This is a genomic window from Streptomyces sp. NPDC088725 (assembly GCF_044751305.1).
GTDB lineage: Bacteria > Actinomycetota > Actinomycetes > Streptomycetales > Streptomycetaceae > Streptomyces.
The window spans coordinates 222,451-246,999 of the sequence record NZ_JBIVLO010000004.1 but is presented as its reverse complement, the minus strand read 5'-3'; the positions used below and the strand labels follow the sequence as shown (position 1 = coordinate 246,999).

21 protein-coding genes are annotated in these 24,549 nt (G+C 70.4%); 8 read left to right on the top strand and 13 right to left on the bottom strand.

Going from position 1 to position 24,549, the window contains the following annotated elements:
* Window positions 1-32 precede the first annotated feature (32 nt).
* Entirely contained in the window at window positions 33-1,022 is a 990-nt protein-coding gene (locus ACIP6N_RS11315; RefSeq protein WP_401814703.1) for an NAD(P)H-quinone oxidoreductase, read from the top strand.
* A 76-nt stretch (window positions 1,023-1,098) separates the two neighbouring features.
* On the opposite strand, the gene ACIP6N_RS11310 is transcribed toward ACIP6N_RS11315, so the two are convergent.
* The 5 genes from ACIP6N_RS11310 to ACIP6N_RS11290 form a co-directional block, all read right to left on the bottom strand.
* Complete coding sequence (locus ACIP6N_RS11310) at window positions 1,099-1,650, bottom strand: bacterial proteasome activator family protein (RefSeq protein WP_401814701.1); 552 nt, start codon at window positions 1,648-1,650, stop codon at window positions 1,099-1,101.
* Between the two features lie 101 nt (window positions 1,651-1,751).
* The gene (locus tag ACIP6N_RS11305) at window positions 1,752-4,622 is read right to left on the bottom strand and encodes an FtsX-like permease family protein (protein WP_401814700.1); all 2,871 of its coding nucleotides are present in this window, start codon (window positions 4,620-4,622) and stop codon (window positions 1,752-1,754) included.
* Entirely contained in the window at window positions 4,619-5,377 is a 759-nt protein-coding gene (locus tag ACIP6N_RS11300; protein ID WP_401814699.1) for an ABC transporter ATP-binding protein, read from the bottom strand. Before ACIP6N_RS11300 ends, ACIP6N_RS11305 begins: the two co-directional genes overlap by 4 nt.
* A gap of 122 nt (window positions 5,378-5,499) precedes the next feature.
* Window positions 5,500-6,114 carry a PadR family transcriptional regulator gene (locus ACIP6N_RS11295; RefSeq protein ID WP_401814697.1) on the bottom strand — a complete coding sequence of 205 codons (615 nt, stop codon included), beginning with the start codon at window positions 6,112-6,114 and terminating at the stop codon, window positions 5,500-5,502.
* Between the two features lie 187 nt (window positions 6,115-6,301).
* Window positions 6,302-6,595 (bottom strand): hypothetical protein, encoded by a 294-nt coding sequence (locus ACIP6N_RS11290; protein ID WP_401814696.1) that lies wholly within the window; start codon window positions 6,593-6,595, stop codon window positions 6,302-6,304.
* Between ACIP6N_RS11290 and ACIP6N_RS11285 the strand changes: the two genes are divergently transcribed.
* On the top strand, window positions 6,579-6,896 hold the full coding sequence (locus ACIP6N_RS11285) for a hypothetical protein (RefSeq protein WP_401814695.1): 318 nt from the start codon (window positions 6,579-6,581) through the stop codon (window positions 6,894-6,896). The genes ACIP6N_RS11290 and ACIP6N_RS11285 overlap by 17 nt on opposite strands.
* 247 nt (window positions 6,897-7,143) lie before the next feature.
* Here the strand turns inward: ACIP6N_RS11285 and ACIP6N_RS11280 are convergent, their stop codons facing one another.
* The gene (locus ACIP6N_RS11280; RefSeq protein ID WP_401814693.1) at window positions 7,144-8,760 is read right to left on the bottom strand and encodes a protein kinase; all 1,617 of its coding nucleotides are present in this window, start codon (window positions 8,758-8,760) and stop codon (window positions 7,144-7,146) included.
* Window positions 8,761-9,099: 339 nt separating this feature from the next.
* Here ACIP6N_RS11280 and ACIP6N_RS11275 point away from each other — a divergent pair, with 339 nt between their 5' ends.
* Window positions 9,100-10,698, top strand: a complete 1,599-nt coding sequence (locus ACIP6N_RS11275; RefSeq protein WP_401814692.1) for a protein kinase — start codon at window positions 9,100-9,102, stop codon at window positions 10,696-10,698.
* A gap of 52 nt (window positions 10,699-10,750) precedes the next feature.
* On the opposite strand, the gene ACIP6N_RS11270 is transcribed toward ACIP6N_RS11275, so the two are convergent.
* From ACIP6N_RS11270 to ACIP6N_RS11260, 3 genes are all read right to left on the bottom strand, one after another.
* A complete protein-coding gene (locus ACIP6N_RS11270) occupies window positions 10,751-11,758 on the bottom strand; it encodes a phosphotransferase (protein WP_401815228.1) in 1,008 nt (335 codons plus the stop codon).
* 257 nt (window positions 11,759-12,015) lie between these two features.
* Complete coding sequence (locus ACIP6N_RS11265) at window positions 12,016-12,447, bottom strand: pyridoxamine 5'-phosphate oxidase family protein (protein ID WP_401814690.1); 432 nt, start codon at window positions 12,445-12,447, stop codon at window positions 12,016-12,018.
* 152 nt (window positions 12,448-12,599) lie between these two features.
* Window positions 12,600-13,259, bottom strand: coding sequence for a response regulator (locus tag ACIP6N_RS11260; RefSeq protein WP_401814688.1), 660 nt, complete (start codon window positions 13,257-13,259; stop codon window positions 12,600-12,602).
* Window positions 13,260-13,580: 321 nt separating this feature from the next.
* Between ACIP6N_RS11260 and pdhA the strand changes: the two genes are divergently transcribed.
* Genes pdhA through ACIP6N_RS11245 form a run of 3 tightly spaced genes read left to right on the top strand, consistent with a single transcriptional unit; the run spans window position 13,581 to window position 17,271 of the window.
* Complete coding sequence (pdhA, locus tag ACIP6N_RS11255; protein ID WP_401814686.1) at window positions 13,581-14,801, top strand: pyruvate dehydrogenase (acetyl-transferring) E1 component subunit alpha; 1,221 nt, start codon at window positions 13,581-13,583, stop codon at window positions 14,799-14,801.
* Window positions 14,802-14,803: 2 nt separating this feature from the next.
* Window positions 14,804-15,784 carry an alpha-ketoacid dehydrogenase subunit beta gene (locus ACIP6N_RS11250; protein ID WP_401814685.1) on the top strand — a complete coding sequence of 327 codons (981 nt, stop codon included), beginning with the start codon at window positions 14,804-14,806 and terminating at the stop codon, window positions 15,782-15,784.
* A 14-nt stretch (window positions 15,785-15,798) separates the two neighbouring features.
* On the top strand, window positions 15,799-17,271 hold the full coding sequence (locus tag ACIP6N_RS11245) for a dihydrolipoamide acetyltransferase family protein (RefSeq protein ID WP_401814684.1): 1,473 nt from the start codon (window positions 15,799-15,801) through the stop codon (window positions 17,269-17,271).
* A 685-nt stretch (window positions 17,272-17,956) separates the two neighbouring features.
* Here ACIP6N_RS11245 and ACIP6N_RS11240 read toward each other — a convergent pair.
* From ACIP6N_RS11240 to ACIP6N_RS11230, 3 genes are all read right to left on the bottom strand, one after another.
* The gene (locus tag ACIP6N_RS11240; protein ID WP_401814682.1) at window positions 17,957-18,598 is read right to left on the bottom strand and encodes a DUF6518 family protein; all 642 of its coding nucleotides are present in this window, start codon (window positions 18,596-18,598) and stop codon (window positions 17,957-17,959) included.
* A gap of 162 nt (window positions 18,599-18,760) precedes the next feature.
* On the bottom strand, window positions 18,761-19,708 hold the full coding sequence (locus tag ACIP6N_RS11235; protein WP_401814681.1) for a Bro-N domain-containing protein: 948 nt from the start codon (window positions 19,706-19,708) through the stop codon (window positions 18,761-18,763).
* A gap of 208 nt (window positions 19,709-19,916) precedes the next feature.
* Window positions 19,917-20,915 carry a glycoside hydrolase family 64 protein gene (locus ACIP6N_RS11230; protein WP_401814680.1) on the bottom strand — a complete coding sequence of 333 codons (999 nt, stop codon included), beginning with the start codon at window positions 20,913-20,915 and terminating at the stop codon, window positions 19,917-19,919.
* A 397-nt stretch (window positions 20,916-21,312) separates the two neighbouring features.
* Between ACIP6N_RS11230 and ACIP6N_RS11225 the strand changes: the two genes are divergently transcribed.
* Window positions 21,313-21,996 (top strand): GntR family transcriptional regulator, encoded by a 684-nt coding sequence (locus ACIP6N_RS11225; RefSeq protein WP_401814679.1) that lies wholly within the window; start codon window positions 21,313-21,315, stop codon window positions 21,994-21,996.
* Between the two features lie 50 nt (window positions 21,997-22,046).
* Entirely contained in the window at window positions 22,047-23,345 is a 1,299-nt protein-coding gene (locus ACIP6N_RS11220) for a nitrate/nitrite transporter (RefSeq protein WP_401815226.1), read from the top strand.
* 252 nt (window positions 23,346-23,597) lie between these two features.
* Here the strand turns inward: ACIP6N_RS11220 and ACIP6N_RS11215 are convergent, their stop codons facing one another.
* Window positions 23,598-24,422, bottom strand: coding sequence for a maleylpyruvate isomerase family mycothiol-dependent enzyme (locus tag ACIP6N_RS11215; RefSeq protein WP_401814678.1), 825 nt, complete (start codon window positions 24,420-24,422; stop codon window positions 23,598-23,600).
* Between the last annotated feature and the right edge of the window lie 127 nt (window positions 24,423-24,549).

Sequence of the window (24,549 nt, the reverse complement as noted above, 5' to 3'; positions counted from 1 at the left end):
GGCCGCCACCGCCCGGGAGTAGCCTCGCGGCCATGCATGCGATCACGATTCCGGAACCCGGTGGCCCCGAAGCGCTCGTATGGGCCGAGGTGCCCGATCCTGTACCCGGCGAGGGCGAAGTCCTCGTCGATGTCGTGGCGAGCGCGGTCAACCGCGCCGATCTGTTGCAGCGTCAGGGCTTCTACGATCCGCCGCCCGGCTCATCTCCGTACCCCGGTCTCGAATGCGCGGGGCGGATCAGCGCGCTGGGGCCCGGTGTGTCGGGCTGGGCCGTGGGGGACGAGGTGTGCGCCCTGCTGTCCGGCGGGGGATACGCCGAGAAGGTCGCCGTACCGTCGGGCCAACTGCTGCCCGTACCCGCGGGACTTGAGCTCGCCACCGCCGCCGCGCTGCCCGAAGTGGCCTGCACGGTGTGGTCGAACGTCTTCATGGTCGCGCATCTGCGGCGCGGCGAGACGCTGCTCGTGCACGGCGGGGCCAGCGGCATCGGCACGATGGCGATCCAGCTGGCCAAGGCGCTGGGCGCGCGGGTCGCGGTCACGGCGGGCAGCTCCGACAAGCTGGCGCGCTGCGCCGAACTGGGCGCGGACATCCTGATCGACTACCGCGAGCAGGACTTCGTGGAGGAGATCCACAAGGCCACCGACGGCGCGGGCGCGGATGTCATCCTCGACATCGTCGGCGCGAAGTATCTGGCACGCAATGTGGAGGCGCTGGCCGTCAACGGCCGCCTCGCGGTGATCGGCATGCAGGGCGGGGTGAAGGCGGAACTCAACCTCGGCGCCCTGCTGCGCAAGCGCGGAGCCATCACGGCGACCTCGCTGCGCGGCCGCCCGCCCGCCGAGAAGGCGGCGATCGTCGCGGCCGTACGGGAGCACGTGTGGCCGCTCGTCGCGGACGGGCACGTACGGACCGTCGTGGACCAGCGGCTTCCGCTGTCCGACGCGGCGCAGGCGCACCGCGCGCTCGACGCCGGCACACACGTCGGCAAGATCCTGCTGATCGCGCCGTCTTCCGGCTGATCGGCGCGCTGTTCCCCGCGAAACCGGACGGCCCGGCCCACCGGTGAAGGTGGGCCGGGCCGTCCGTCACGACTGCCTACAGATACGGGCCCGAGCGGAGCGCGCCGTGGCCGCCCTGGCCCTCGTCGCCCTCGTCGTCCTGGACCGCGCCGGGCGGAAGCGCTCGGCGCATCTGCTCCAGCTGCGCTCTGGCCGCCATCTGCTGGGCGAACAGCGCCGTCTGGATCCCGTGGAAAAGACCCTCGAGCCAGCCCACCAGCTGGGCCTGGGCGATCCGCAGCTCCGCCTCGGAGGGGATGGCCTCGTCGGTGAAGGGCAGCGAGAGACGCTCGAGCTCCTCGACGAGTTCGGGCGCGAGCCCGTCCTCCAGCTCCTTCACGGAACCGGCGTGGATCTCCTTGAGCCGTACCCGGCTCGCCTCGTCGAGAGGAGCCGCGCGGACCTCTTCGAGCAGCTGCTTGATCATGCTGCCGATGCGCATGACCTTCGCCGGCTGCTCGACCATCTCCGTCACCGGGATCTCCCGCTGGTGGCCGTCGCCCGCACCACCGCCGAGCGCCATTCCGTCCTGCCCCAGCACGAGGACAGAAGGATCATCCTGCGACCGTTCGTTCGTCGGCATCTCCATACGTCCTATTGTCTCGCACATGTGTGAGACCGGACGGTGTGCCCCCGTACGAAGGTTCCTCACCTTCGTGCGGGGGCACGCCGAACGTCATCGCGCGCCGTTTACGTGGCCGCCCTGCGCGACAGCGACTTGTGTGAGCGCGTGAAGAGAGCGGCCAGCAGCGCCGCGCCCAGCGGAACCGTGATCAGCAGACCGGCCAGCGTTCCCCAGGGAAGGACGATCGGGATGTACGGCAGCTCCGCGCCGCCCACGCTCTGGTCGAGCATCTCCCAGTACGCGTGCGTCTGCTCGCGGCGCTCGGTCAGCCGGAGCCCGATCGCGGGCAGGACACCCGCGGCCGTCCCCAGCACCACACCCATCGCTGCCACCACCCCGCACTGGAACGCGCTCAGCGTCCTGCGGACCCTGGCCGGCGCGCCGACCGCAGCCAGCGTCTTGAGGTCGGCCTCAGCGTCGGCCTGGGCCAGGCCGGTGGCGATTCCGGCGGCGCCGACGGTGACCAGTCCGGCGAAGATGGTCAGCGCCAGCAGCACGATGCTGCTCTCGCTGACGTATCCCTCTTCGACGTGCAGGTCGATGGCGCCGCCCGTCCTGTCGAGCGCTTCGTCCACCTTCTGCCGCTGCGCACTGCTCGGCATCGCGGTGGTCGAATAGTAGGAGCCGACCGGGACGGTGGTGAAGCCGGTGGCCCTGGCCGCGGCCGGTGGCATGAGCAGCTTGAGGCCGTAGGCGTTCGAGCCGTCCGGGACCTGGTGTGCCGGGAGAGCCTTGACCCTGCTCGGATACTTCTTGCCCTGTTCGATGGCCTCGCTTTCCTTGTCGGCGTCATCGACCAGGCGGATGCCGACGTGGTCGCTCTCGCCGGTCCCGGCGCTCTTCTCCAGGTACCGCTTGTCGAAGGAGACGACCTGCCCCGCCGACAGGGCCTTCGCCGCCTCCGGATCGTCGATTCCGAGGACCGTAAGCAGAGAAGCGTCGCCGACCACCACGTCGATGTTGTTGAAGCCGCGCGGCTCCCGGCAGCGCCAGTCCTTGAAGAGCTTCCGGCGCTCGGCACTGCTCAGCCCGGTCACGGGTTGCTGGGAGCCGTCGGGTTGAGTGGTCCACAGCGGGCACCGGTTGGCCTTGGGCACGACGAACTCGTACGCCCCGCAGCCGTCGCCTGGCTGGCTCTCGACCGCGCAGCCGCGCTTTCCGAGGACCACACGGTCCACATCGGCCGCCACCTCGACGGGCATGTTCTTCTCGATCGCCTCCCGTGCCGCCGGCACGTCCCGGCCGCCCTCCTCGGTGATCAGCAGGGAGATCGCGCCGTTCGGCAGCCGCGGCTCGTACTCCGCCCGGTTCTTGGCTTCGAGGCTCGCGGAGTACGTGGACACCGCCACCGTGCCCGCGATCGCGGCCAGCACCGCGGCCACCGCCGGAGCCGTGCGTCCCCGGTTGCGTACGGCGTCGCGCAGCGCGAGCCGGGGCGACAGCGGGAGCAGGCGTCCCGCCTTGCCGAACAGCCCCACCAGGGCCGGGGTCAGCGCGACCACGCCCAGCTCGGCGAGGGCGCTGCCGCCCGCGACGACGATGGACTGGTCCGTCATCGTGGATCCGTAGAGCGCGATGGCCGCGCCCAGTACGAAGGCGATGAACCCCAGGACCGGCAGTGTTCTGCCGGTCCTACGGCTGCCGCGGCGGCCGGTGAGCGAGGCGAGAACGGTCTGCCGAGAGGACGTGATCGCGGGGACGATCGCGGCCAGCAGGCCGGTGACCACGGCGAGCAGGGCGATGGCGAGCAGTTCGACCGGCCGGATCCCGAAGCCGCCGAAGCGCTTGCCCATGATGTCCTCAAGGACGGTGCGCAGTGCCAGGGTGAGGCCGAGGCCGAGCGCCGTACCGACGATAGCGGCGGCGACACCGATCACCAGACCGCCCGCGAGGACGATGGCACGGATATGGCGCCGGTCGCCGCCGTTGGCCCCCACCAGGCCGAGCTGACGGCGCGAGCGCCGGGCGCCGACGGCGAAGGCGGGGCCGGCCAGCAGGCAGATCTCCAGCATGGCGAGGCCGACGACGGTGCCGAGAGCCGCCAGGTCTTCGGCTGTGGGACCGCTGTCCCTTCCGGACGAATCCCAGCCGGGCTTCTGGTAGAGCGGCACTTCCGAGCGGGACGGGGGGTTCAGCGCCACCTCACGCGAGACGGCCACCACGCCCTTTTTATTGGCTTTTGCCACCATGTTCCACGTGAAACCGCCGGGCGTCGCGGCGAGTCGCGTGGTGGTCGAACGCGTACTGGACAGCCCCTTGGCCTTCAGTGCTTTGTCGAGCGGGGCGAGCAGGGCGCCGGGCAGTGCGTTGACCTCGTCGGTCTTCAGCTCGCTGGGCAGTTCGTACGCGCCGACGATCCGGTAGTCGGAGTCGAGGCCCCGTGCGGTGAGCTTCGAACCCACCTGAAGGCCGCTGATCTCCAGGAAGTGGGTGGTCGCCGCGACCTCGCCCGACTTCGCCGGGAAGCGGCCGGAGGTCAGGCGCATGATGCCCCCGGCAAGGGGATCCGCGGCCTTCAGTTCGTGGATCTGGGTGTTCAGCACGCCGTACGCGGTACGGAGCTTGCCGCTGCCGACAGTGTCCGTCAGGGTTTTGCCGCCCGCGGGGAGCACCGTCGTGAGATCGGTCGGGCCGTTGGGCCATGGATCGTCGCCGTAGTCCTTCTCCGGGGTGTACAGGAGGCCGTCCGGCGACTGCAGGATCGGCTCGCCGGCGTAACGCGGGTCGGAGAAGCGGACATCGGCCGCGCCCATGGACCGTGTCGTGCTCTCCTCGGCCGAGAGCTGGGAGCCGCGGACGGTCAGGTCCAGGGCGCTCACGCCGAGGATGGGCAGGGCGATCATGGCGAGGACGAGGAAACTGCGTCCCTTGTAGCGCCAGGCGTCGCGGCGGGCGATCCGTACCGCGGCGCGCCAGGAGTGGTACCAGGCTCTCACAGCTGGGCCGCCCGGCCACTGAGGAGGGAATCGGCCTCGCTGCGCAGCGTCTCGTCGACGACCGAGCCGTCCCGTACGAAGACCACCCGGTCCGCCCAGGCGGCGAAGCGCGGTTCGTGGGTGACGAGGACCCCGGCCGCGCCCGCGTCGCAGCGGTTGCGCAGCAGGGCGAGCACCGACTCGCCCGTCTCGGAGTCCAGGGCGCCGGTCGGCTCGTCGGCGAGCACCAGACGCCGGTCGCCGATGAGGGCGCGGGCGATGGCCACGCGCTGCTGCTGGCCGCCGGACATCTCGTCGGGAAAGCGGTCGGCCAGCTCGGGCAGGCCTATCTCGGCCAGCGCGGCCAGCGCCTCGACGCGGGCCTTGCGCGCGGAGACGCCGTCCAGCTCGCGGGGCAGCGAAACGTTCTCGGCTGCGGTGAGCGCCGGGATCAGGTTGTAGTCCTGGAAGACGTAACCGATGCTGCGCCGGCGCAGGGCGGCGAGCGTCTTGCGGTCTGCGGTGGTGAGGTCGGTGCCCTCGACGAGGACCCGGCCCGAGCTGGGGGTGTCGAGGCCGCCCGCGAGGGTGAGCAGCGTGGACTTGCCGGATCCCGACGGGCCCATGACGGCGACGAGTTCGCCCGGGTGGACATCGAGATTGACGCCGCGCAGAGCGTGCACCTCGGTGGCGCCGCTGCCATGGACGCGGGTCAGGTTCTCCAGTCGCAGCACCGCGTGCTGCGACTGGAGTGGCTGGTGGGGTGTGGCAGGCATGAGTGGTTGTCCCCCTGTGCGTGTACGCGTACGTACGAAAGTGGAAGTGACGGGAAAGCCGGTCAGGAGAGCCGGGTGGAAAAGCCGGGCCGGAAAGCCCGGCGAGGAAGTCGCGCGGGAAGTCAGTCCCGCGTGCGGCGAGTTGTCCCGGTCGCCGGCTCGGCGGCGGGCTCGGACACGGGATCGGCGGCCCTCGTCTCCGGCATCAGCGTGAGCCGGACGAGCCGGGACTCGCAGTGGTCGAGCCAGCGCGCCTCCGCCTCGGTCTGGAAGATGAGCTGTTCGAGGACGAGCAGCCAGGCCACCTCGTCGCGGTCCGCCGGTTCGGCCCCGAGCGCCCGCGCCTTGAGCCGGGTGTAGTCCTGCATCGCCTTGACGGTGTGGCGGCGCTGCGACTGGATGACCTCCCGGATGTCGATCCCCGGCGTACCCACCGCCATGGCGAGCTTGATCGCCAGCTCGTCCCTGGGCGGGTTGGCGCGGTCGACGGGCGTACGGAACCAGGACGTCAGCTCAGCGCGTCCTCCGTCCGTGATCGTGTACAAGGCGTGGCCGGCGTCGTCCGTCCCGCCCTGCTCGACCATGCCGTCGCGCTCCAGCCGGCCGAGGGTCGTATAGACCTGCCCGACATTCAGCGGCCAGGTGGAGCCGGTGCGGTTCTCGAACTCGGTGCGCAGCTGAGAGCCGTAGCGGGGGCCACGTCCAAGGAGGGCGAGCAGCCCGTGACGGATCGACATACTGAGTATGTTCACCGAGTATGCCGTTGCCTCACAAGCGGCGTGAGAGTGATCTCGCGCGTCAGCCTTGAGGACGACGGAGGTCGGTACGGGGGCGGACATGGCACCGGAGAGCGGCTGTACGAGGGCGCCCGCGGCGACCGTATGAGCGCGTCCGCCGCAACCGTACGAGGCGCCCGCGCGGCGGTCAGCGGCGGCGGAGCCGCAGTCCGATGAAGCCCAGGACGAGGCCGAGACCCATGATCGCGGCCCCCAGGGTCAGTACGGGAGTCGGCCGTACGACGGACTCGGCGGCCGGGCGCGCCTGCGTCCTGCCGCCGGCGACGTCCTCGGACGGGGGCGCCGTGGGCGCTTCCGAGGTGAACTCGGACGGCGCGGGCAGGTCCTCGGCCTCGTCCGACTGGTTGTCCGGTTCGTCCTCCGGCTCTTCCGTCTCCTCGTCTTCCCGCGCGGGCGGTGACGCCGTGGCGGACGGCGTCACCGGTGACGGGGAGGAGGAAGGGGAGCCGGGCGGGGAGGCCGTGGCGGACGGTGACACGGTCATGGCCGGGGGCTCGCCGGGGGACGCGGAAGCGCTCGGGCTCGCGTCCTCGGGCGGCGAGGTTCCGGGCGCGGGCGGCCTGCCCGGACGGTCCCGTCCCTCCCCGGCCGGACGGCCCGCCAGCGACGTCGTGGGCTCGGGCGGCACCGACGGGTCCGTCACCACCACCGGAGCCGCGGATTCGTCCGCGTACGCGACCGGTCCGGTCAGCAGCAGGCACGCGACCGCGATCGCGCAGTGAGGGCGGAGCCTTGGCGTCACCGACTCAGCGTCACATAAACCACCAGACCGGGCATCCCGGATCAGCCGAATATCCCAGGATTACGCCCAGATGTTCCCGTGGACGGAGCGGACCGCACGCACCCGGCCCGCGCCTGGCCTCTCCCGTACCGGAGTGCCCGAAACGGACTGCCGGAACCGGAGCGCCGGAACCGGAGCACCGGATTACCGGCGGCGGCCCGGCCGCTCTCCCGGCGCCGGAGTCGCGCCTACTCCGGATCGCCCGACGCGACCTTCAGCTCGAACTCCTGATCGCCCGGCGTCACCGGCGAGTTGTGCGACGGGTACTGCTCGATGACCGTGTCCTCGGCGAACTGTCCGTTGTCCACCCGGGACGTCTTGACGTCCCAGCCGGCCGCGCGCAGACACGCCTTCACCGAGATGATGTCCTTGTAGCGCAGGTCGGGGGCCTCCACCTTGGACGGGTCCGAGGTGTCCTCAAGAGGGTCCGTGCACGCGTCCTCGTCGATGGTGCGGCTCCGGTCGGGGCCGACGTGGCCCGCCACCTGCCCCTGAGCGCTGCCGGTGCCGCCGGGGTCCTCCTCGCCGCCCGAGCGGCCCTGGCGCACGAGGACCGCGATGAGGCTGCCCACCACCAGCAGCGCGACCACGGCCGAGCCGGCTATCAGCCGCATGTGCCGCCTGCCGCGGCCCCGGCCGTAACCGGCCGCCTGGTGCGTCGAGACGGAGTAGGGCGGTGGGGTGGGCGCCAGCGGAGGCTGCGGCAGGTAGGCGCCGCTCTGCGGATAGCCGTACCCCGCGGGCCCGGGACCCGGAACGGGCCCATGGCCCTGCGCGGGCGGACCGTAGGGTCCCGGCTGGTAAGGCCCCCGGCCGTACGGCGAGGGCGCCTGGACCGACTGGTCGACCGGCGGGAAGACCGTGGCCCCCACGTCCGCGCCGCTGCCCCGCGGGGTGCCCTGGACGATCGCCGGAGCGCCCGCCTGCCCGGAGGGCAGTACGCGCGCGCACTCGGCGCGCATCGCCTCCGCGCTCGGGAAGCGTTCGTTCGGGTTCTTCTTCAGCGCCCGCGCGACCAGCGCGTCCATCGCCGGGGTGATCGTACGGTTGATGGAGGACGGCGCGACGGGCTCCTCCTGCACGTGCGCGTACGCGATCGCCAGCGGCGATTCCGCGTCGAACGGCAGTCGCCCCGTGAGCAGCTGGAAGAGCATGATGCCGACCGAATACAGGTCGGCGCGGGCGTCGACACCGCGCCCGAGCGCCTGTTCGGGGGAGAGGTACTGCGGCGTACCGACCACCATGCCGGTCTGCGTCATCGACGTGACACCCGACTGCATGGCACGGGCGATGCCGAAGTCCATCACCTTGACGACGCCGCGCTTGGTCATCATCACGTTGCCCGGCTTGATGTCCCGGTGGACCAGGCCCATTTCGTGGCTGGACTCCAGCGCCGCCAGCACATCGGCCGTGACCTTCAGCGCCTTGTCGGCCGGCATCGCGCCGTACCGCGCGATGTCCGCCTCGAGTACGGAGCCGAGCGGGTCGCCCTCGACGTACTCCATGACGATGTACGGCATCGTCGCGCCGCCGAGATCGTCCTCGCCGGTGTCGAAGACCGAGACGATGTTGGTGTGCGACAGCTTGGCGACGGCCTGGGCCTCGCGGCGGAAGCGCTCGCGGAACGACTGCTCGCGTCCCAGTTCCGTATGGAGGGTCTTGATGGCGACCTGGCGGTCCAGCGCCACGTCGTACGCCAGATAGACGGATGCCATACCGCCTTCGCCGAGGAGGTCGCGAAGCTGGTACCGGCCGCCCGCGACCGACCCACCCGCATGGCGGCCCCGTGCGCCGTCGTGGCTCATGACTGGTGCTTCCCCCCTCATACGCAAGACGCGCCAAGTCTGCCGCAGGCCACTGACACGTCAAGCCGGGTGCCCGTTCCGTGACCGTACGCACAGCAAGCGTCTCGGAAGCGTTACAGGATGAGCGTGGAATTTGCATGGCCGTGCGGTCTGCGGGTTTCATGGCCGATCCACCTCCCGAACCAGTCCCGCATCCCGTCCGGAACCGAGCCGTCGCACTGAGGCTGTAGCGTGACGTGGCATAGCACCCCTGGGACACGGCGAAAGACCCCGGGATCATCGAACCCCCGCGAACCGCACACGCGGATCTCGCGCGGACAGAAACGACGGCGAGGACTGATGGCACCCGAACCCGAAGCAGGCGGCGGAGTGTCGGATGCTGCGGAATCCTTTGGCGTCGGCGGGGTGGTCGGTGACGGCCGTTACCGGATGACCCACCGCCTCGGACGAGGCGGTATGGCGGAGGTGTTCGCGGCGGAGGACGTACGGCTGGGACGCACCGTCGCGGTCAAGCTGCTCCGCTCGGATCTCGCGGAGGATCCGGTCTCCAAGGCCCGCTTCACCCGCGAGGCGCAGTCGGTGGCCGGTCTCAACCACCATTCGGTGGTGGCGGTTTACGACTCGGGCGAGGACACCTTCGGTGGCCAGACCGTGCCGTACATCGTGATGGAGCTGGTCGAGGGCCGCACCATCCGTGAACTCCTGATGAACGCTGAGGCCCCGCCGCCCGAGCAGGCGCTGATCATCGTGTCCGGTGTGCTGGAGGCGCTCGCGTACTCGCACCAGCACGGCATCGTGCACCGCGACATCAAGCCCGCGAACGTGATCATCACCAACAGCGGCGCGGTCAAGGTGATGGACTTCGGCATCGCCCGCGCCCTGCACGGCGCGCAGTCGACCATGACGCAGACCGGCATGGTCATGGGCACGCCGCAGTACCTCTCCCCCGAGCAGGCGCTCGGCAAGGCGGTCGACCACCGCAGCGACCTGTATGCCACGGGCTGCCTGCTCTACGAACTGCTCGCCCTGCGGCCCCCGTTCACCGGCGAGACCCCGCTCTCCGTCGTCTACCAGCACGTCCAGGACATCCCGATCCCGCCGTCCGAGGTCTCGGACACGGCTCCGCCCGAGCTGGACGGCCTGGTCATGCGCTCGCTCGCGAAGGAGCCGGACGACCGGTTCCAGAGCGCGGAGGAGATGCGCGGGCTGGTCCAGTACGGGCTCCAGATGCTCCAGCAGCAGGGTCCGTACACCGGGACGTGGAACACCGGCCTCGTCGAGCCGCACAACGGCGGCAGCACGCCGGCGATGGGCATGGCGGCGACGAGTGTGATGGGCCACCCGCAGCACGGCGACACCGCGCAGCGCCCGCTGCTGCCGCCGGTGAACCCGGACGACGGCGGGTACGACGGCGGCCGGTCCGGTGGCGGCGGCCGCCGGATGTGGATCTTCGTCGCGCTCGCGCTGGTCGCGATCGTGGCCGGGGTGGCGTTCGCGGTGCAGAACATGAATGCCCCGGACGACGGTTCGAAGGACAAGAAACCGGCGACCTCGCCGACGGCGACCACCCCGAGCGTGGACCCGTCACCGTCGGACGAGCAGACCGAGGACACCGAGGAACCGGACTACTCCAACGGCGGGGGCGGCTGGACCAAGTACACCCCGACCCCGAAGTACACCCCGACGCCGAGCAACACCGAGGAGCCGTCGGACGATCCGTCGTCCCCGGACCCGGGTACGGCGGCGGGCGGTACGGACACCGGCGGCGGCGAAGGCGATCCGTCCACTCCGGCGACGCCTCCGGCGACCGGCGGCGGTGGCGGCGACGCCGGCGGCACCGGAGCGGACACCGGAGGTACGACGGGCGCGACGGGCGGCGCGGCGGACGGAGGCACCACAGGCGGCGCGGACCCGCTCGGCGGCGACCTCGGGAACTGATCCCCGGGCCCGGCCGCGCACACCGGCGCGTCACGCCCCCGCGCACCGGCCCTCAGCCCGCGAAGGCCTCGCACACCGCCTCGTACTCCCTCGTCCACCACACCGCCAGGGCCGACACCGCAGCGAACTGCGGGTCGGCCCTTCGGTCGTCCAGCTGGTAGCGCCAGCGCAGTATCCAGAAGTCGTTCAGCCGTTCCCACCACACCCGGTAGACGGCCGCGGCCAGTTCGGAGGCGTCCGTCCCCGACGCGCGCCGGTAGGCACGCGCGTAGGCCCGTACCTTGGGGAGGTCCAGCTCGCCGGTGGGTCCGACGAAGAAGATCGCCGCGGCACGGACGGTCTCCTCGGCGCGCGGCTGCACGGAGAGCCGGTCCCAGTCGACGATCGCGACGGGTTCCGCGCCCCGGTAGAGCACGTTCAGCGGGTGGAAGTCCCCGTGCACCCACCCCGTGGCCGGCTCGGCGCCGGGCGGCGGGCGGTGGTGGACGTTACGGGCCAGCAGCGCGCGCCGCTCGACCAGGCGCCGTTCCGCCAGCCTGTCGAAGTCGTCACGGGGGGAGCGGGCGCGGGCGAGTTCCAGCAGGTCGTCGATGAGCGCGAACGTGTCGGCGGGCTCCGGACTGACCACGGGCTCAGGACCGGCCGCGGGCTCGGGGCTGTCGGACGTGAGCGAGGCCGGTTCCGCGTCCATCACCTGGTCGAGGCGTACGTGGACGATGCCGAGGAGCGTGCCGAGGCGCTGCGATTCCACGCGTTCCAGCTGCGTGCCGCCGCGGTGGCGTCCCTCGATCCAGGGGTGCAGGGCGTAGCAGCGGCCGCCGATCACCGTGACGGTGTCGCCGTCGGCGTTCTCGACGGGCGGCGCGACGGGCACGCCCAGGGTCTGGAGCCGCTGGGTGGCGCCGTGCTGGCGGGTGATGGCCCGGTGGTCGCCGTCCAGGTGGTGCTTGAGGAAGTACGCGCCGCGGGTGGTCGTGAGCCGGTAGCCGCGGTTGAGCAGCCCCTGCGCGACGGGCGCGCAGGAAAGGGGCTCTCCGGCGGCCCGGTAGCGGCTCAGCAGGGCGCGGACGGGCGGGGCGGCGGAGCTGCTGGAACCGGCGGAGCTGCCGGGACCGGCGAAGCTGATGGGACCGGTGGAGCTGCTGGGACCGGCGGAACCGGTGCGACCCGCGGAACCGGAAAATGGGGATGGGACAAAGGCGGATGAAGCAGAAGTGGTGGGCAAGGAATCGGCGGAGGTGGCGGCGGACGCCGCCATTGCATATGAGCGCAGCACTTGTCAGATGTTAGATCACTCTGCGTGCCGGTCTCGTCGCTTTATGAATAATCGAATGTGTGTACTGTCATGAACTGCGGCTCCAGCCGCATGAAGACCGCCTCGAACGGCTCGCCGTCCACCCGGGCCGGCGTGCTGCCGTACATCTCCAGCAGCGCGGCCGTCGGCTCGACGGGCTCGATGGTGCCGGTGCACTGGACCGACCACAGGCCGGTGTGGCCGGAGTTGAAGTTGTCCGCGCCGTACGCCACCACACTGCCGCTGCACGCCCGCTGGTAGCCGAGGCCCGCGTGCATCCGCAGCATCACGCAGCCGTCCGCGACGACATGACGGGCCGGCGCCACGAAGGGCATGGCCCGCAAGCTCGTCGCCACGTGTCCGTGGGAGACGCGACTCAGCAGCTGCATGGGGTCCGCGGTTCCCTGGGTGCGGGTACGCGGTTCCGTGGGGGCGCACAATTCCTCGGTGGACATGTTCTCCACTGTCTGGCACCGCGTCGCCCCTCGCCAGAGGAGGGCGGCCTTGACCGGTACGGGACGTTCGTCCCTGCCGGCCCGGGAAAGTCACGGGCGGCGGTGCCGTGAGAGCCGCCGGCGCGGCGGGGCGGCGGCCCCGGCGGCCCCGGTCACGGCTTCTCGGCCTGGAGCCTCGCCACGTACGCGGCGGCCTGCGAGCGCCGCTCCATGCCCAGCTTGGCGAGCAGGCTGGACACGTAGTTCTTGATCGTCTTCTCGGCGAGATGCAGGTTCTCGCCGATGGCGCGGTTCGTCATCCCCTCGCCGATCAGTTCCAGGATCTTGCGTTCCTGATCGGTCAGACCGCTCAGTTTGTCGTTGTTCTTCGGGTTGTTGCCGTCCCGCAGCCGCTGCAGCACCCGGGCCGTCGCCACCGGGTCGAGCAGGGAACGTCCTGCCGCCACGTCCCGTACCGCGGTCAGCAGCTCGTTTCCGCGGATCGCCTTCAGGACGTATCCCGAGGCTCCGGCCATGATCGCGTCGAACAGCGCCTCGTCGTCGGAGAACGACGTGAGCATGAGGCACTTGATGCTGTCGTCCTGGGAGCGGATCTCGCGGCAGACCTCGACCCCGCTGCCGTCGGGCAGCCGGACATCGAGCACGGCCACGTCCGGACGCGTCGCCGGGATCCGTACGACGGCGTCGGCGGCCGTGCCCGCCTCGCCGACCACCTCGATGTCGTCCTCCACCGCGAGCAGCTCGTGAACCCCGCGGCGGACCACCTCATGGTCATCCAAGAGAAATACGGTGATTCTCCTATTTTCGGGCACGTATTAAGTCAAACACACTCGGCTCTTCCCTGCGGTGATGGAGCGGGATAACGTGCCGTTGTTCCGGCCGCCTGCAAGGCTGTGACCAGTGGTTGTTCGCCCCTTTCTGGATTTACTTGGAGATCCAAGCAAATCCGCAGGTCAAAGGGGGTTTCACAGGAGTACGGACTACTGGGTAACGTGCAGGCGACAAGCACTCGCCGGAGCACCTGTCACGTCTGTTCCGACCAGGAACGCACCCACCCCGTGCGCACGGTGAGCAGACGAGCCGCACTGGTTCCCGGCGGATCCCGGGGACCGGAAAGACGGAGGAGCACGCACGTGACCGTGGAGAGCACTGCCGCGCGTAAGCCGCGACGCAGTAGCGGTACCAAGCGCGCGAGCGCGCAGAAGGCGCCGCAATCGCAGGCCGCCGGGCCGCGGGGTTCCGGTTCCCGGGATTCCGGGGCCGAGAAGTCCGAGCCGCAGCTCGTACAGCTGCTCACCCCCGAGGGCGAGCGCGTCGAGCACCCGGACTACCAGCTGGACCTGACCCCCGACGAGCTGCGGGGGCTGTACCGGGACATGGTCCTCACCCGCCGCTTCGACGCCGAGGCCACCGCGCTCCAGCGCCAGGGCGAGCTGGGGCTGTGGGCCTCGCTGCTCGGCCAGGAGGCCGCGCAGATCGGCTCCGGCCGCGCGCTGCGCGACGACGACTACGTCTTCCCGACCTACCGGGAGCACGGCGTCGCCTGGGTGCGCGGGGTCGACCCGACCAACCTGCTGGGCATGTTCCGCGGGGTGAACCACGGTGGCTGGGACCCCAACACGAACAACTTCCACCTCTACACCATCGTCATCGGCTCGCAGACGCTGCACGCCACGGGCTACGCGATGGGCGTGGCCAAGGACGGCGCGGACTCGGCGGTGATCGCGTACTTCGGTGACGGCGCCTCCAGCCAGGGCGACGTCGCCGAATCGTTCACCTTCGCCGCGGTCTACAACGCGCCGGTGGTGTTCTTCTGCCAGAACAACCAGTGGGCGATCTCCGAGCCCACCGAGAAGCAGATGCGGGTGCCGCTCTACCAGCGCGCGCAGGGCTACGGCTTCCCCGGCGTCCGCGTCGACGGCAACGACGTACTCGCCTGCCTGGCCGTGACGCGCGCCGCGCTGGAGCACTGCCGCAGGGGCGAGGGTCCGATGCTGGTCGAGGCGTTCACGTACCGCATGGGCGCGCACACCACCTCCGACGACCCGACCAAGTACCGCGCGGACGAGGAGACGGAGTCCTGGGAGGCGAAGGACCCGATCCTGCGGCTGCGCAGGTACCTGGAGAAGGCCGGCCACGCCGACGAGGCGTTCTTCACCGAGCTGGACGAGGAGAGCGAAGCCCTCGGCAAGCGCGTACGTGAGGCCGTACGGGCCATGCCCGACCCCGACGACATGGCGATCTTCGACCATGTCTACGCGGACGGCCACGCGCTCGTGGACGAGGAGCGGGCGCAGTTCGCCGCTTACCAGGCGTCATTCGCGGACGCCGACGAAGCCGGAGAGGGCAAGTAGCCATGGCCGTACAGAAACTTCCCCTCGCCAAGGCGATCAACGAATCGCTGCGCAAGGCTCTGGAGACCGATCCCAAGGTCCTCATCATGGGCGAGGACGTCGGAAAGCTCGGCGGCGTCTTCCGCGTCACGGACGGTCTGCAGAAGGACTTCGGCGAGGACCGGGTCATCGACACCCCGCTCGCCGAGTCCGGCATCGTCGGCACGGCGATCGGCCTGGCGCTCCGCGGCTACCGCCCGGTGGTGGAGATCCAGTTCGACGGCTTCGTCTTCCCGGCGTACGACCAGATCGTCACGCAGCTCGCGAAGATGCACGCCCGTGCGCTCGGCAAGATCAAGATGCCGGTCGTCGTCCGTATCCCGTACGGCGGCGGCATCGGCGCGGTCGAGCATCACTCGGAGTCGCCCGAGGCGCTGTTCGCGCACGTCGCCGGGTTGAAGGTCGTCTCGCCCTCGTCGTCGGCCGACGCGTACTGGATGATGCAGCAGGCGATCCTGAGCGACGACCCGGTGATCTTCTTCGAGCCGAAGCGGCGCTACTGGGACAAGGGCGAGGTCGACACCGAGGCCATCCCGGGACCGCTGCACGCGGCCCGGGTGGCGCGTCCCGGCACGGACCTGACGCTCGCGGCGTACGGCCCGATGGTCAAGGTCTGCCTGGAGGCAGCGGCGGCGGCAGCCGAGGAGGGCAGGTCGCTGGAGGTCCTCGACCTGCGCTCGATGTCGCCGATCGACTTCGACACGATCCAGACGTCGGTGGAGAAGACGCGCCGGCTGGTGGTGGTGCACGAGGCGCCGGTCTTCTACGGATCGGGTGCGGAGATCGCCGCTCGCCTCACGGAGCGGTGCTTCTACCACCTGGAGGCCCCGGTGCTGCGCGTCGGCGGATTCCACGCGCCGTATCCGCCGGCCCGGCTGGAGGACGAGTACCTCCCTGGCCTTGACCGAGTGCTCGACGCCGTCGACCGCTCGCTTGCGTACTGAGGAGTGCCGTGACCATGACAGCTGCCACTTCCGCTCGCTTCCGAGAGTTCAAGATGCCCGATGTGGGCGAAGGGCTCACGGAGGCCGAGATCCTCAAGTGGTACGTGAAGCCGGGCGACACGGTGACGGACGGCCAGGTGGTGTGCGAGGTGGAGACGGCGAAGGCCGCCGTCGAACTGCCCATTCCGTACGACGGTGTGGTGCACGCGCTGCGCTTCGAGGAAGGCACGACGGTCGACGTCGGCGCGTCGATCATCACGGTGGACGTGGCCCCGGGATCGCCGGAGGAACCGGCGGCGCCCGAGGCGTCCGGCGCTTCTGCCGGCTCCGACGCTTCCGCCGGTTCTGCCGGTGAGGCGGAACCGAAGGGCCGTACGCCGGTCCTGGTCGGATACGGCGTGTCCGAGGCGTCCACGAAGCGGCGGGCCCGCAAGGGCGCGGCGGCGCCGGAGGCCGCGCAGGCGGCGCGGGCGATCCAGTCCGAGATGAACGGCCGGTCCGGCTTGAACGGCCAGGCGGCTCCGTCGTCCGACTCCCTTCCGGTGTCGGTCCCGTCGTCGGCTCAGGAGATCACCGAGGCTCCGGCCAGGCCGCTGGCGAAGCCGCCGGTGCGCAAGCTGGCCAAGGACCTGGGCGTGGACCTGACCACGGTCACCCCGACGGGCCCGGACGGAATCATCACGCGCGAGGACGTCCACGCGGCGACCGCGCCGGCGCCCGAGCAGGCCGCGGTCCCCGCCCCGGCGGCGGACGCGACGCCGGTCCAGGGTGCCGTGACCACCGGCGGCCGGGAGACCCGTATCCCGGTGAAGGGCGTACGGAAGGCCACGGCGGCGGCGATGGTGGGCAGCGCGTTCACGGCGCCGCACGTCACCGAGTTCATCACCGTCGATGTGACGCGCACGATGAAGCTGGTGGAGGAGCTGAAGTCCGACAAGGACATGGCGGGGCTGCGCGTCAACCCCCTGCTGCTCATCTCCAAGGCGCTGCTGGTGGCCATCAAGCGCAACCCCGAGGTCAACGCGGCCTGGGACGAGGCCAGCCAGGAGATCGTGCTCAAGCACTACGTCAACCTGGGCATCGCGGCCGCGACCCCGCGCGGCCTGCTCGTCCCGAACATCAAGGACGCGCACGACAAGACCCTGCCCCAACTGGCCACGGCTCTGGGCGAACTGGTCGCGACGGCCCGCGAGGGCAAGACCACCCCGGCGGCGATGCAGGGCGGCACGGTGACCATCACCAACGTCGGCGTCTTCGGCATCGACACCGGCACGCCGATCCTCAACCCCGGCGAGTCCGCGATTCTGGCGGTCGGCGCGATCAAGCTCCAGCCGTGGGTCCACAAGGGCAAGGTCAAGCCCCGCCAGGTCACCACCCTGGCGCTCTCCTTCGACCACCGCCTGGTCGACGGTGAACTGGGCTCCAAGGTCCTGGCGGACATCGCCGCGATCCTGGAACAGCCGAAACGCCTGATCACCTGGGGCTGACCACCAGGTCCCCGGACCGGGGCGCCACCCCGGCCGAACACACCACGACGAGCCCCGCGACCGCCACGGTCGCGGGGCTCATCGCGTCGCGCGCGGGCAATACGTCTTCACTCCTTCGCTCCCCACCGCGCTCCCTCGCGCCCTCTTGGTGACGGAGCGGAGCGGGTATATCTGTATCGGCGACTGACGGTGATCAGGACACGGGGGAGTTTTCATGGGAGAGCACGGAGACGGCAAGGCGGAAGCGTCGGGGACGAGAAGCAGTCCCCGAAGGAGTCGGACGGCCAGTTGACCAGGCCTGTTCCGCCGAAGAAGTGAGCGCTCGCTGATGGATCGGTACACGCGGTCGTCGGCCGGTCTGAGCGGGGCCGCCGTACCGGACGCGGTCGGCGCGTTGGGCGAGGAGTGGCGGGAGGCGTTCGCGCGCGCACCGCGCTCCGCCTTCGTTCCGGAGGCCGTCTGGGCTCCGGACGGCGATGCCCCGACCGGCTGTCGACCCGGGCGGGGGACAGCGGGTGTGGCTGGACGATCCAGGTCGTATCGTGCGCTGAGCCTCGGTCGGGCGTCCCTGCTGACGGGCGTCTGTGCCGGCGGGCGTCCGTGCCGAGGGCCGGCCGGCTCGTCCGCAGCCGCGCTGGTGCACGCGCGCCCGGCACCGCCTCGGTGGCCGGCGTGGCTCCGCCGGTCAGATGAAGCTGTTCATCGCGGAGAGGAACCCGAGCAGGATGCCCAGCGCCAGGAACGCGAGCGCCACCGCGCATCCGGCGCCGATCAGGCGCTCCCGGGCGGTACGGCCCAGCAGCAGCGGTAGCGCGACGCCGATCACGCCGTAGCTGATCGCGTCGCTGTAGTAGTGCAGAGCGAACAGGTAGTGGAGCGCGTCCATACCGAACACCGCTCCCAGCACCGCCGGGCCCGCCAGGCGCCGCCACGCCGTGCCCGTACGCCACCACGCGCCGGCCGTGCCGAAGATCGGGCCCGCGATCAGACCGAGCACCAGCCAGAACGTCGGCCAGGTCAGGTCGCCCATGCCGTCGCGTACGTACTCCGCGTACCCGTAGTACCCGACCACCGCTCCCACCTGCGTCGCGATCCCGGCGAAGCTCGCACGCCACCCGGGCACCCCGATCACCGCGCCTGCGGCGAACGCGCCGACGACCCAGACGGAACCTGAATTGGAGAACGCCTGGAACGGCCCGGGGAGGAGCCCCTGAAGCACGTTCGTCACGGCCCCGATGGCGAGGCCGCCGAGTATGGCGAGAATCGCACCCGCGAGCAGGCGCGCGGGGTGAGTGGGGCGAGGGGACTGAGAGAGGGTAGTGGTCACCCCTGAAGGATGCCCCGGCTGGGTGGCGCCGGGCGTCCCTCCGGTGATTGAACGTGCGCCTCACTCCTGAGGACTACACGAGGGGCAGGAGAGAGGGAAGGGTGTGCGGAAGACCTCTTGCTTCCCGAGGCGGATCCGGCACGGCTCGCAGTCCGGCACGGCTCACAGCACGTAGACCGGCGACCCGTCCGCCGCGCCGCCCCGCGCCTGGATGCAGGCGTGCTTGCGCATGAAGCGCAGGGAGTCGTTGACGCGCTGGACCGACAGTCCGGTCCGCCGGGCGATGGAGTCCAGCGGCTGGCGCAGCTCGCTGTCCCGGGCCAGGACGGGCGCGATGGTGACGGCCACGGCCCAGATGTCCTCCGTCACGGACATCCGCGACTCCCGGTCGGCGAGCACGGCGTCGGCACTGGGCCGGGGCGGTGGCGGCGCGGTCCGGGGCGCGGGGTACACCGGAGTCGCGGGATTCGCCGCGGCCGGCGTCGACCGGTCGGAGAGCAGTTGGTCGAGCCGGTCCGCGATGCGCTCCATGGCCTGCGCGGTGGCCAGCTGCGCGGCGAGTGATTCACGGTGTACGGCTGCGAACTCCTCGTCCAGCCGGAGGTTCCGCTCCTCGAGCCGGACGATCGCGTCGGCCACCTGCCCGGGCATCGCGTACGCCACCGGCGCGGCCGGATCGGCGGGCTGTACCTCGGCCTTGGGAAGCACGTAGGAGCCGTCCCGCTGGACGCTGATGATGACCTCGGCGACCCATTCCTTGAACGGTGCGCACGATGCTTTCGTGCATCCGTTGACGAGGTGGATCAGGCCTCTGAGATCGATGAGCTGAAGGTCTCGGCGCCACTCTCTACCTGCGGGAACGCTGAGACTGTGACTTCCAGTCACTGTCTCGAGAGAGTCTCGGTGAGCTTCGGGGACATGGTCGACAAGCGCCTTCCTCGGGGTCGTGTACCCGAGTCGCCTGCATAGATCCGCCGCCGGGAACCAGTGGCTTCCGTCCGGCATCGTCAGCCGCCGGATCCGCGCGCCCGTCGCCCCGTAGACGAAGTCACTGATGTCGATCGCTTCGCGTTGCGCAGCCGCGTCTGACGGCGTGCCGTGATCGTTCATACGAACCACCTCCATGGCGGAACGTAAAGGGAAGCAAATCGAATATGCCAGCTGACTAATAGATGTTCATCACTACGGGTGAGGTGTCGCTGAATTCCTACGAAAAGAAAAGTGAAAGGAAGAGGCAGGCGCGGACCTCCGGAGCCCGCGCCTGCCTCTCAGCCTGCGTGTGACGGTCGACCGCCCCGGTGGGGGACGATCTGCCGGGTCACCAGCCGACCGCTACCTCCAGCCACTGCGGGTCGCCGTGCGAGACGAAGGACGACTGGCCCGCGTAGTCGTCGTACGGGAAGCCGTACGCGAGGTTGTTGATGCCGTGGTCGTGCCAGAACTTGGCGTAGTAGTTCGCCGGCGCCGCCTGGTAGTACAGGCCCGGGTTCGACCAGTCGGACTGCGGCAGCTGTGCCACGTGCCGGTTGAGCGCCGAGCACATGCCCGGGTCCGTGGCCAGTACGCCGGCGCAGCCGGTGATGTCCGAGGTGGGGGCGTTCACGCCGACCGACTGGGCGTAGCCGGTGAAGTAGTCGGCGTACTGCCCGCCCTCCCGGAAGTCGGGAGCGCTGCCCGGAGCGGGGATGCGGTACGGCGCCTGGACGTCGGCCAGGCCCTTGAACTCGGTCGGGACCTCGTTCTTGAACTGCTGGAACGTCTCCTCCCGGCTCTGCTGGAAGGTCTGGTAGTCCTCGCCGACCTGTACGTCGTACCCGTCGGCGGCGTGCAGCCGCATCGCCAGTTTGACGCCGAAGGCGTCGACGCGGGTGGTGTTGCCGTTGAACACCCCGTCCCCGACGGTGAATTCGATGAAGTCGAAGTACTGGCTGTCCGGCGACCCGAGGTAGAAGTACATCCGGCCCGCCGAGTTCGCCGGCATGTCGAAGTACGGCTGTTCGGCGATCGAGTGCACCTGGTCGTTGAACTTCCAGTACACCTCGCTGTCGGGGTACTGGCCGTTCGTCTTGTTGAGAATCTTGAGCATGACGACGTTCTGCGCGGGCGGGATGCTGCCGGTGTCGCCCCAGAACGAGTCCGGCGGCGCGTCACCCGCCGCGACTCTCGGACTGGACGCGCTCACGGCGTGCTCCGTACTCGCGGCGCTGGCGGAGGGCGTCGAGGTGGTGACCGCGCCCATCGTCAGCAGCGCCATGGCGACGGCGGCTATCAGATACGTGGCGGGGCGCCGGTGGAGCGCCTGTGTTGCGGTGGGCATCAAGTTCTCCCTGGCTGTGGGGGGTTGGCGGCCGCGAACGTGATGGCCGCCGGCCAGGTGGCGACCTCGTCCGGCCTTGGGGGAGCGCTCCGTGCTTCCGTGCTCCGGTTCGCTGGTACGGGCGGTCCGGTGCGGTGAACCGCGTGCGGTGGGCCGCGCGCGGTGGCGTGCCGTGCGGTGGAGCCGCACGCGGGAGGCACGCGCGGGGAGGCGCGTGCGGCGGAATCGCGTGCGAGAGCGCCGTGAGAGCGCTCTCACAGAGCCTCCTGCGACCGCATGTACTTGTCAAGAACCTGCGCGAGGTCCCACGCGTCTCTCCTCTCCCTCGCCCGCACGTGTCCTGTCCGCATCCCGGACGGCCTCTGGGATGCACCTCTGTTGTATCTATGCTGTGCGCATGCCTTCCGCCCCGGCCGTTCCCAACGCGCCCGCCGCCGACTCCGCCAAGCTGCCTCCCGCCGCCGACCGTGTCTACAGCCACCTCAAGGAGGGCGTGCTCGAACGCCGTTATGAGGGCGGGACCCTTCTCACCGAGGGGGAGCTGGCCGAGGCGGTCGGGGTGTCCCGTACGCCGGTGCGTGAGGCGTTGCTCAAGCTGGAGGTCGAGGGGCTGATCAAGCTCTATCCCAAGAAGGGCGCCCTCGTGCTCGCCGTCTCCGCGCAGGAGATCGCGGATGTCGTCGAAACGCGCCTGCTGGTCGAGGAGTTCGCCGTACGGAAGGCCGTACCGGCGTCCGCTCGGCTGGTCGAGCGGCTGGAAGTGCTGCTCGACGAGCAGCGGATGCGGGCCGGGGAGGGTGATCTCGCCGCGGTGTCCGTGAGCGACCGGTGCTTCCACGCCGAGATCGTGCGCAACGCCGGGAACCAGATCCTCTCCAAGCTGTACGACCAGCTCAGGGACCGGCAGTTGAGGATGGGCGTCGCCGTGATGGAAGCCCATCCCGACCGTATCGCCGCCAACATCACCGAGCACGGCGAACTGCTCGACGCCATCAGGGCGGGCGACGCCGACAGCGCTGCCGCGTGCGTACGGCGGCACGTCGGACGGGTTCAGGTGCTGGTCAGGGGTGAGGTCCGGTGAGTTCCGCGAATTCCGCGAGCGCGGCCGGTTCGCCGAGACCGCGCGGTTCCCTGTCCCTCACCCTGCCCGGCGATCCGCCCGGCGGCCGGCGTGCCGTCTGGGTGTGGGGCATCGGCGTCGCCGTCTACTTCGTCGCCGTCATCTTCCGTACGAGCCTCGGGGTGGCCGGACTCGACGCCGCCGACCGCTTCCAGATCAACGCGTCCGCCCTCTCGACGTTCTCCATCCTCCAACTCCTCGTCTACGCGGGCATGCAGATACCCGTCGGCCTGATGGTCGACCGGCTCGGCACGAAGAGAGTGCTGACGTTCGGGGCGGTGCTGTTCACCGTCGGGCAGCTGGGCTTCGCGCTCTCCCCCACGTACGGCATGGCCCTCGCCTCCCGCGCCATGCTCGGCTGCGGTGACGCGATGACGTTCATCAGCGTGCTGCGGCTCGGCACCCGCTGGTTCCCGGCGCGGCGCGGGCCGATGGTCGCGCAGATCGCCGCGCTCTTCGGGGTGGCGGGCAACCTCGTGTCCACCGTCTTCATCTCCCGCACCCTGCACAGCCTCGGCTGGACCGCGACCTTCGCGGGCAGCGCCATGGCCGGTGTGCTCGTCCTCGTCCTGCTGCTGCTCTTCCTCAAGGACCATCCGGAAGGCCACGCGCCGCCGCCCTCACAGCACGCGGGCGCCGCGTTCGTCCGCCGGCAGATCGCTGAATCCTGGCGCGAGCCCGGCACCCGGCTCGGGATGTGGGTGCACTTCACGACGCAGTTCCCCGCGATGTTCTTCATGTTGCTGTGGGGACTGCCGTTCCTGGTGGAGGCGCAGGGGCTCTCCCGGGCCGCCGCGGGCGAACTGCTCACCCTCGTCGTGCTCTCCAACATGCTGGTCGGCCTGGTGTACGGGCAGGTCATCGCGCGCCACCACGCGGCCAGGACCCCGCTGGCCCTCGGTACGACCGGGGCGACGGCGCTGGTCTGGGCCGCGACTCTCGGGTACCCCGGCGGTCATGCCCCGATGTGGCTGCTGGTCACGCTCTGCCTGGTCCTCGGCGCCTGCGGTCCCGCGTCGATGATCGGCTTCGACTTCGCCAGGCCCGCGAACCCGCCGGAGCGTCAGGGCACGGCCTCCGGAATCGTCAACATGGGCGGTTTCACGGCCTCGATGACGATGCTGCTCGTGGTCGGCCTCCTGCTGGACGCGACCGGCGACAGCTTCCGGACGGCGTTCTCGGCGGTCTTCGTCCTCCAGACGCTCGGAGTCGTGCAGATCCTGCGGCTGCGGAGACGCGCGGCCCTGCGTGAGCGTGAGCGTGAGCGGCTGGTGGCCAGCCGGGTGGAGGCCGTACACGTACCGGCGTGAGTGCGTACGGGCGTGAGCGCTTACGGGCAGTGCGCACGCCCACAAGTCCGTACCCGCGTGAGTACGTACGCGCACGAGTCCGTGCGCGGGCGGGTCCGTGAGCAGTGCGCATACGTGCCTGCCGTACGGACGAGGCGCGGTCCCGGTACGAGGGCCGGGGCCGCCGGGGCAGCCGCCGAGCGCCACTCGCTGTCCGCCGGCTCGCCAACTCGCCGGCTCGCCAACTCGCCGGCTCGCCAACTCGCCGACTCGTCAGCTCGTCACCGCGAACTCGCGCAGGATCGCCTCCGCCAGGTCCTGATCGCCGTCGACCTTGATGCGCTCGGCGACCGCCGCGGGCCGTACCCGGCCGCACGCCAGCTTGAAGTACGCCTCCCAGTCCAGCACCAGCGTCACCACGGGACCCAGCGAGGGCGCGCCGTCCACCGTGCCCCGGCCCTCCGCGTCCACCCGGACCGTACGCATGAACTCCACGGGCCCGTGCACGTCGACGACTACCGCCGAATTCGGCGGCGTGCCCGCGTCCTTGGCGACGACCTTCGGCAGCGCGGCCAGCAGCACGTCCCGCGCGACGAAGGCACCGCCGGAGTCGAGGCTGCCGGGCTTCCCGAGGGTCGTACGGAGGTCCTGCTCGTGCACCCAGAGGTCGAACGCCCGCAGCCGCATGGCCGTTTCCAGGGTCTGCTCGGTGCCGAGGGGGGCCCGGACCATGGTGTCGGGCGACCGGTTCTCGTTCCGCAGCTGCCGGTTGCGGCGGATGATCGTGTACTCCAGCTCGGACGTGATCTCCGGCGCGGTGTGATGCCGCCGGACATCCACCTGCATCTCCATATAACGCGAGATGTCGCTCTGCACGTGGTAGAGATCGCGCGGCAGTGTGTGAATCGGCCGCGGGTCCCCGAGCATCTCGCATTCCATGCCGATGACATGCGAGATGATGTCCCGCACCGACCAGCCGGGGCACGGCGTTCGCCAGTTCCACTCCTCGGTGGCGAGCGGCTGCACCAACTCGGCTATGGCCTCGATGGATTCGGACCAGGCATCTGCGTAGGTCTGAAGGCTGGGATGGACGGTCACGGGACCCCTCGGCGGTTCTGCGGTCGCTGGCTGGCTTGTCGGCTTGCGGGCGGGCTGCGGGCGGCGTGGGAGGTTTGGGTGCTAAGTTACGCTGCTCGCTGGCGCCCCGGCAGTGCTTTCGTGTGAC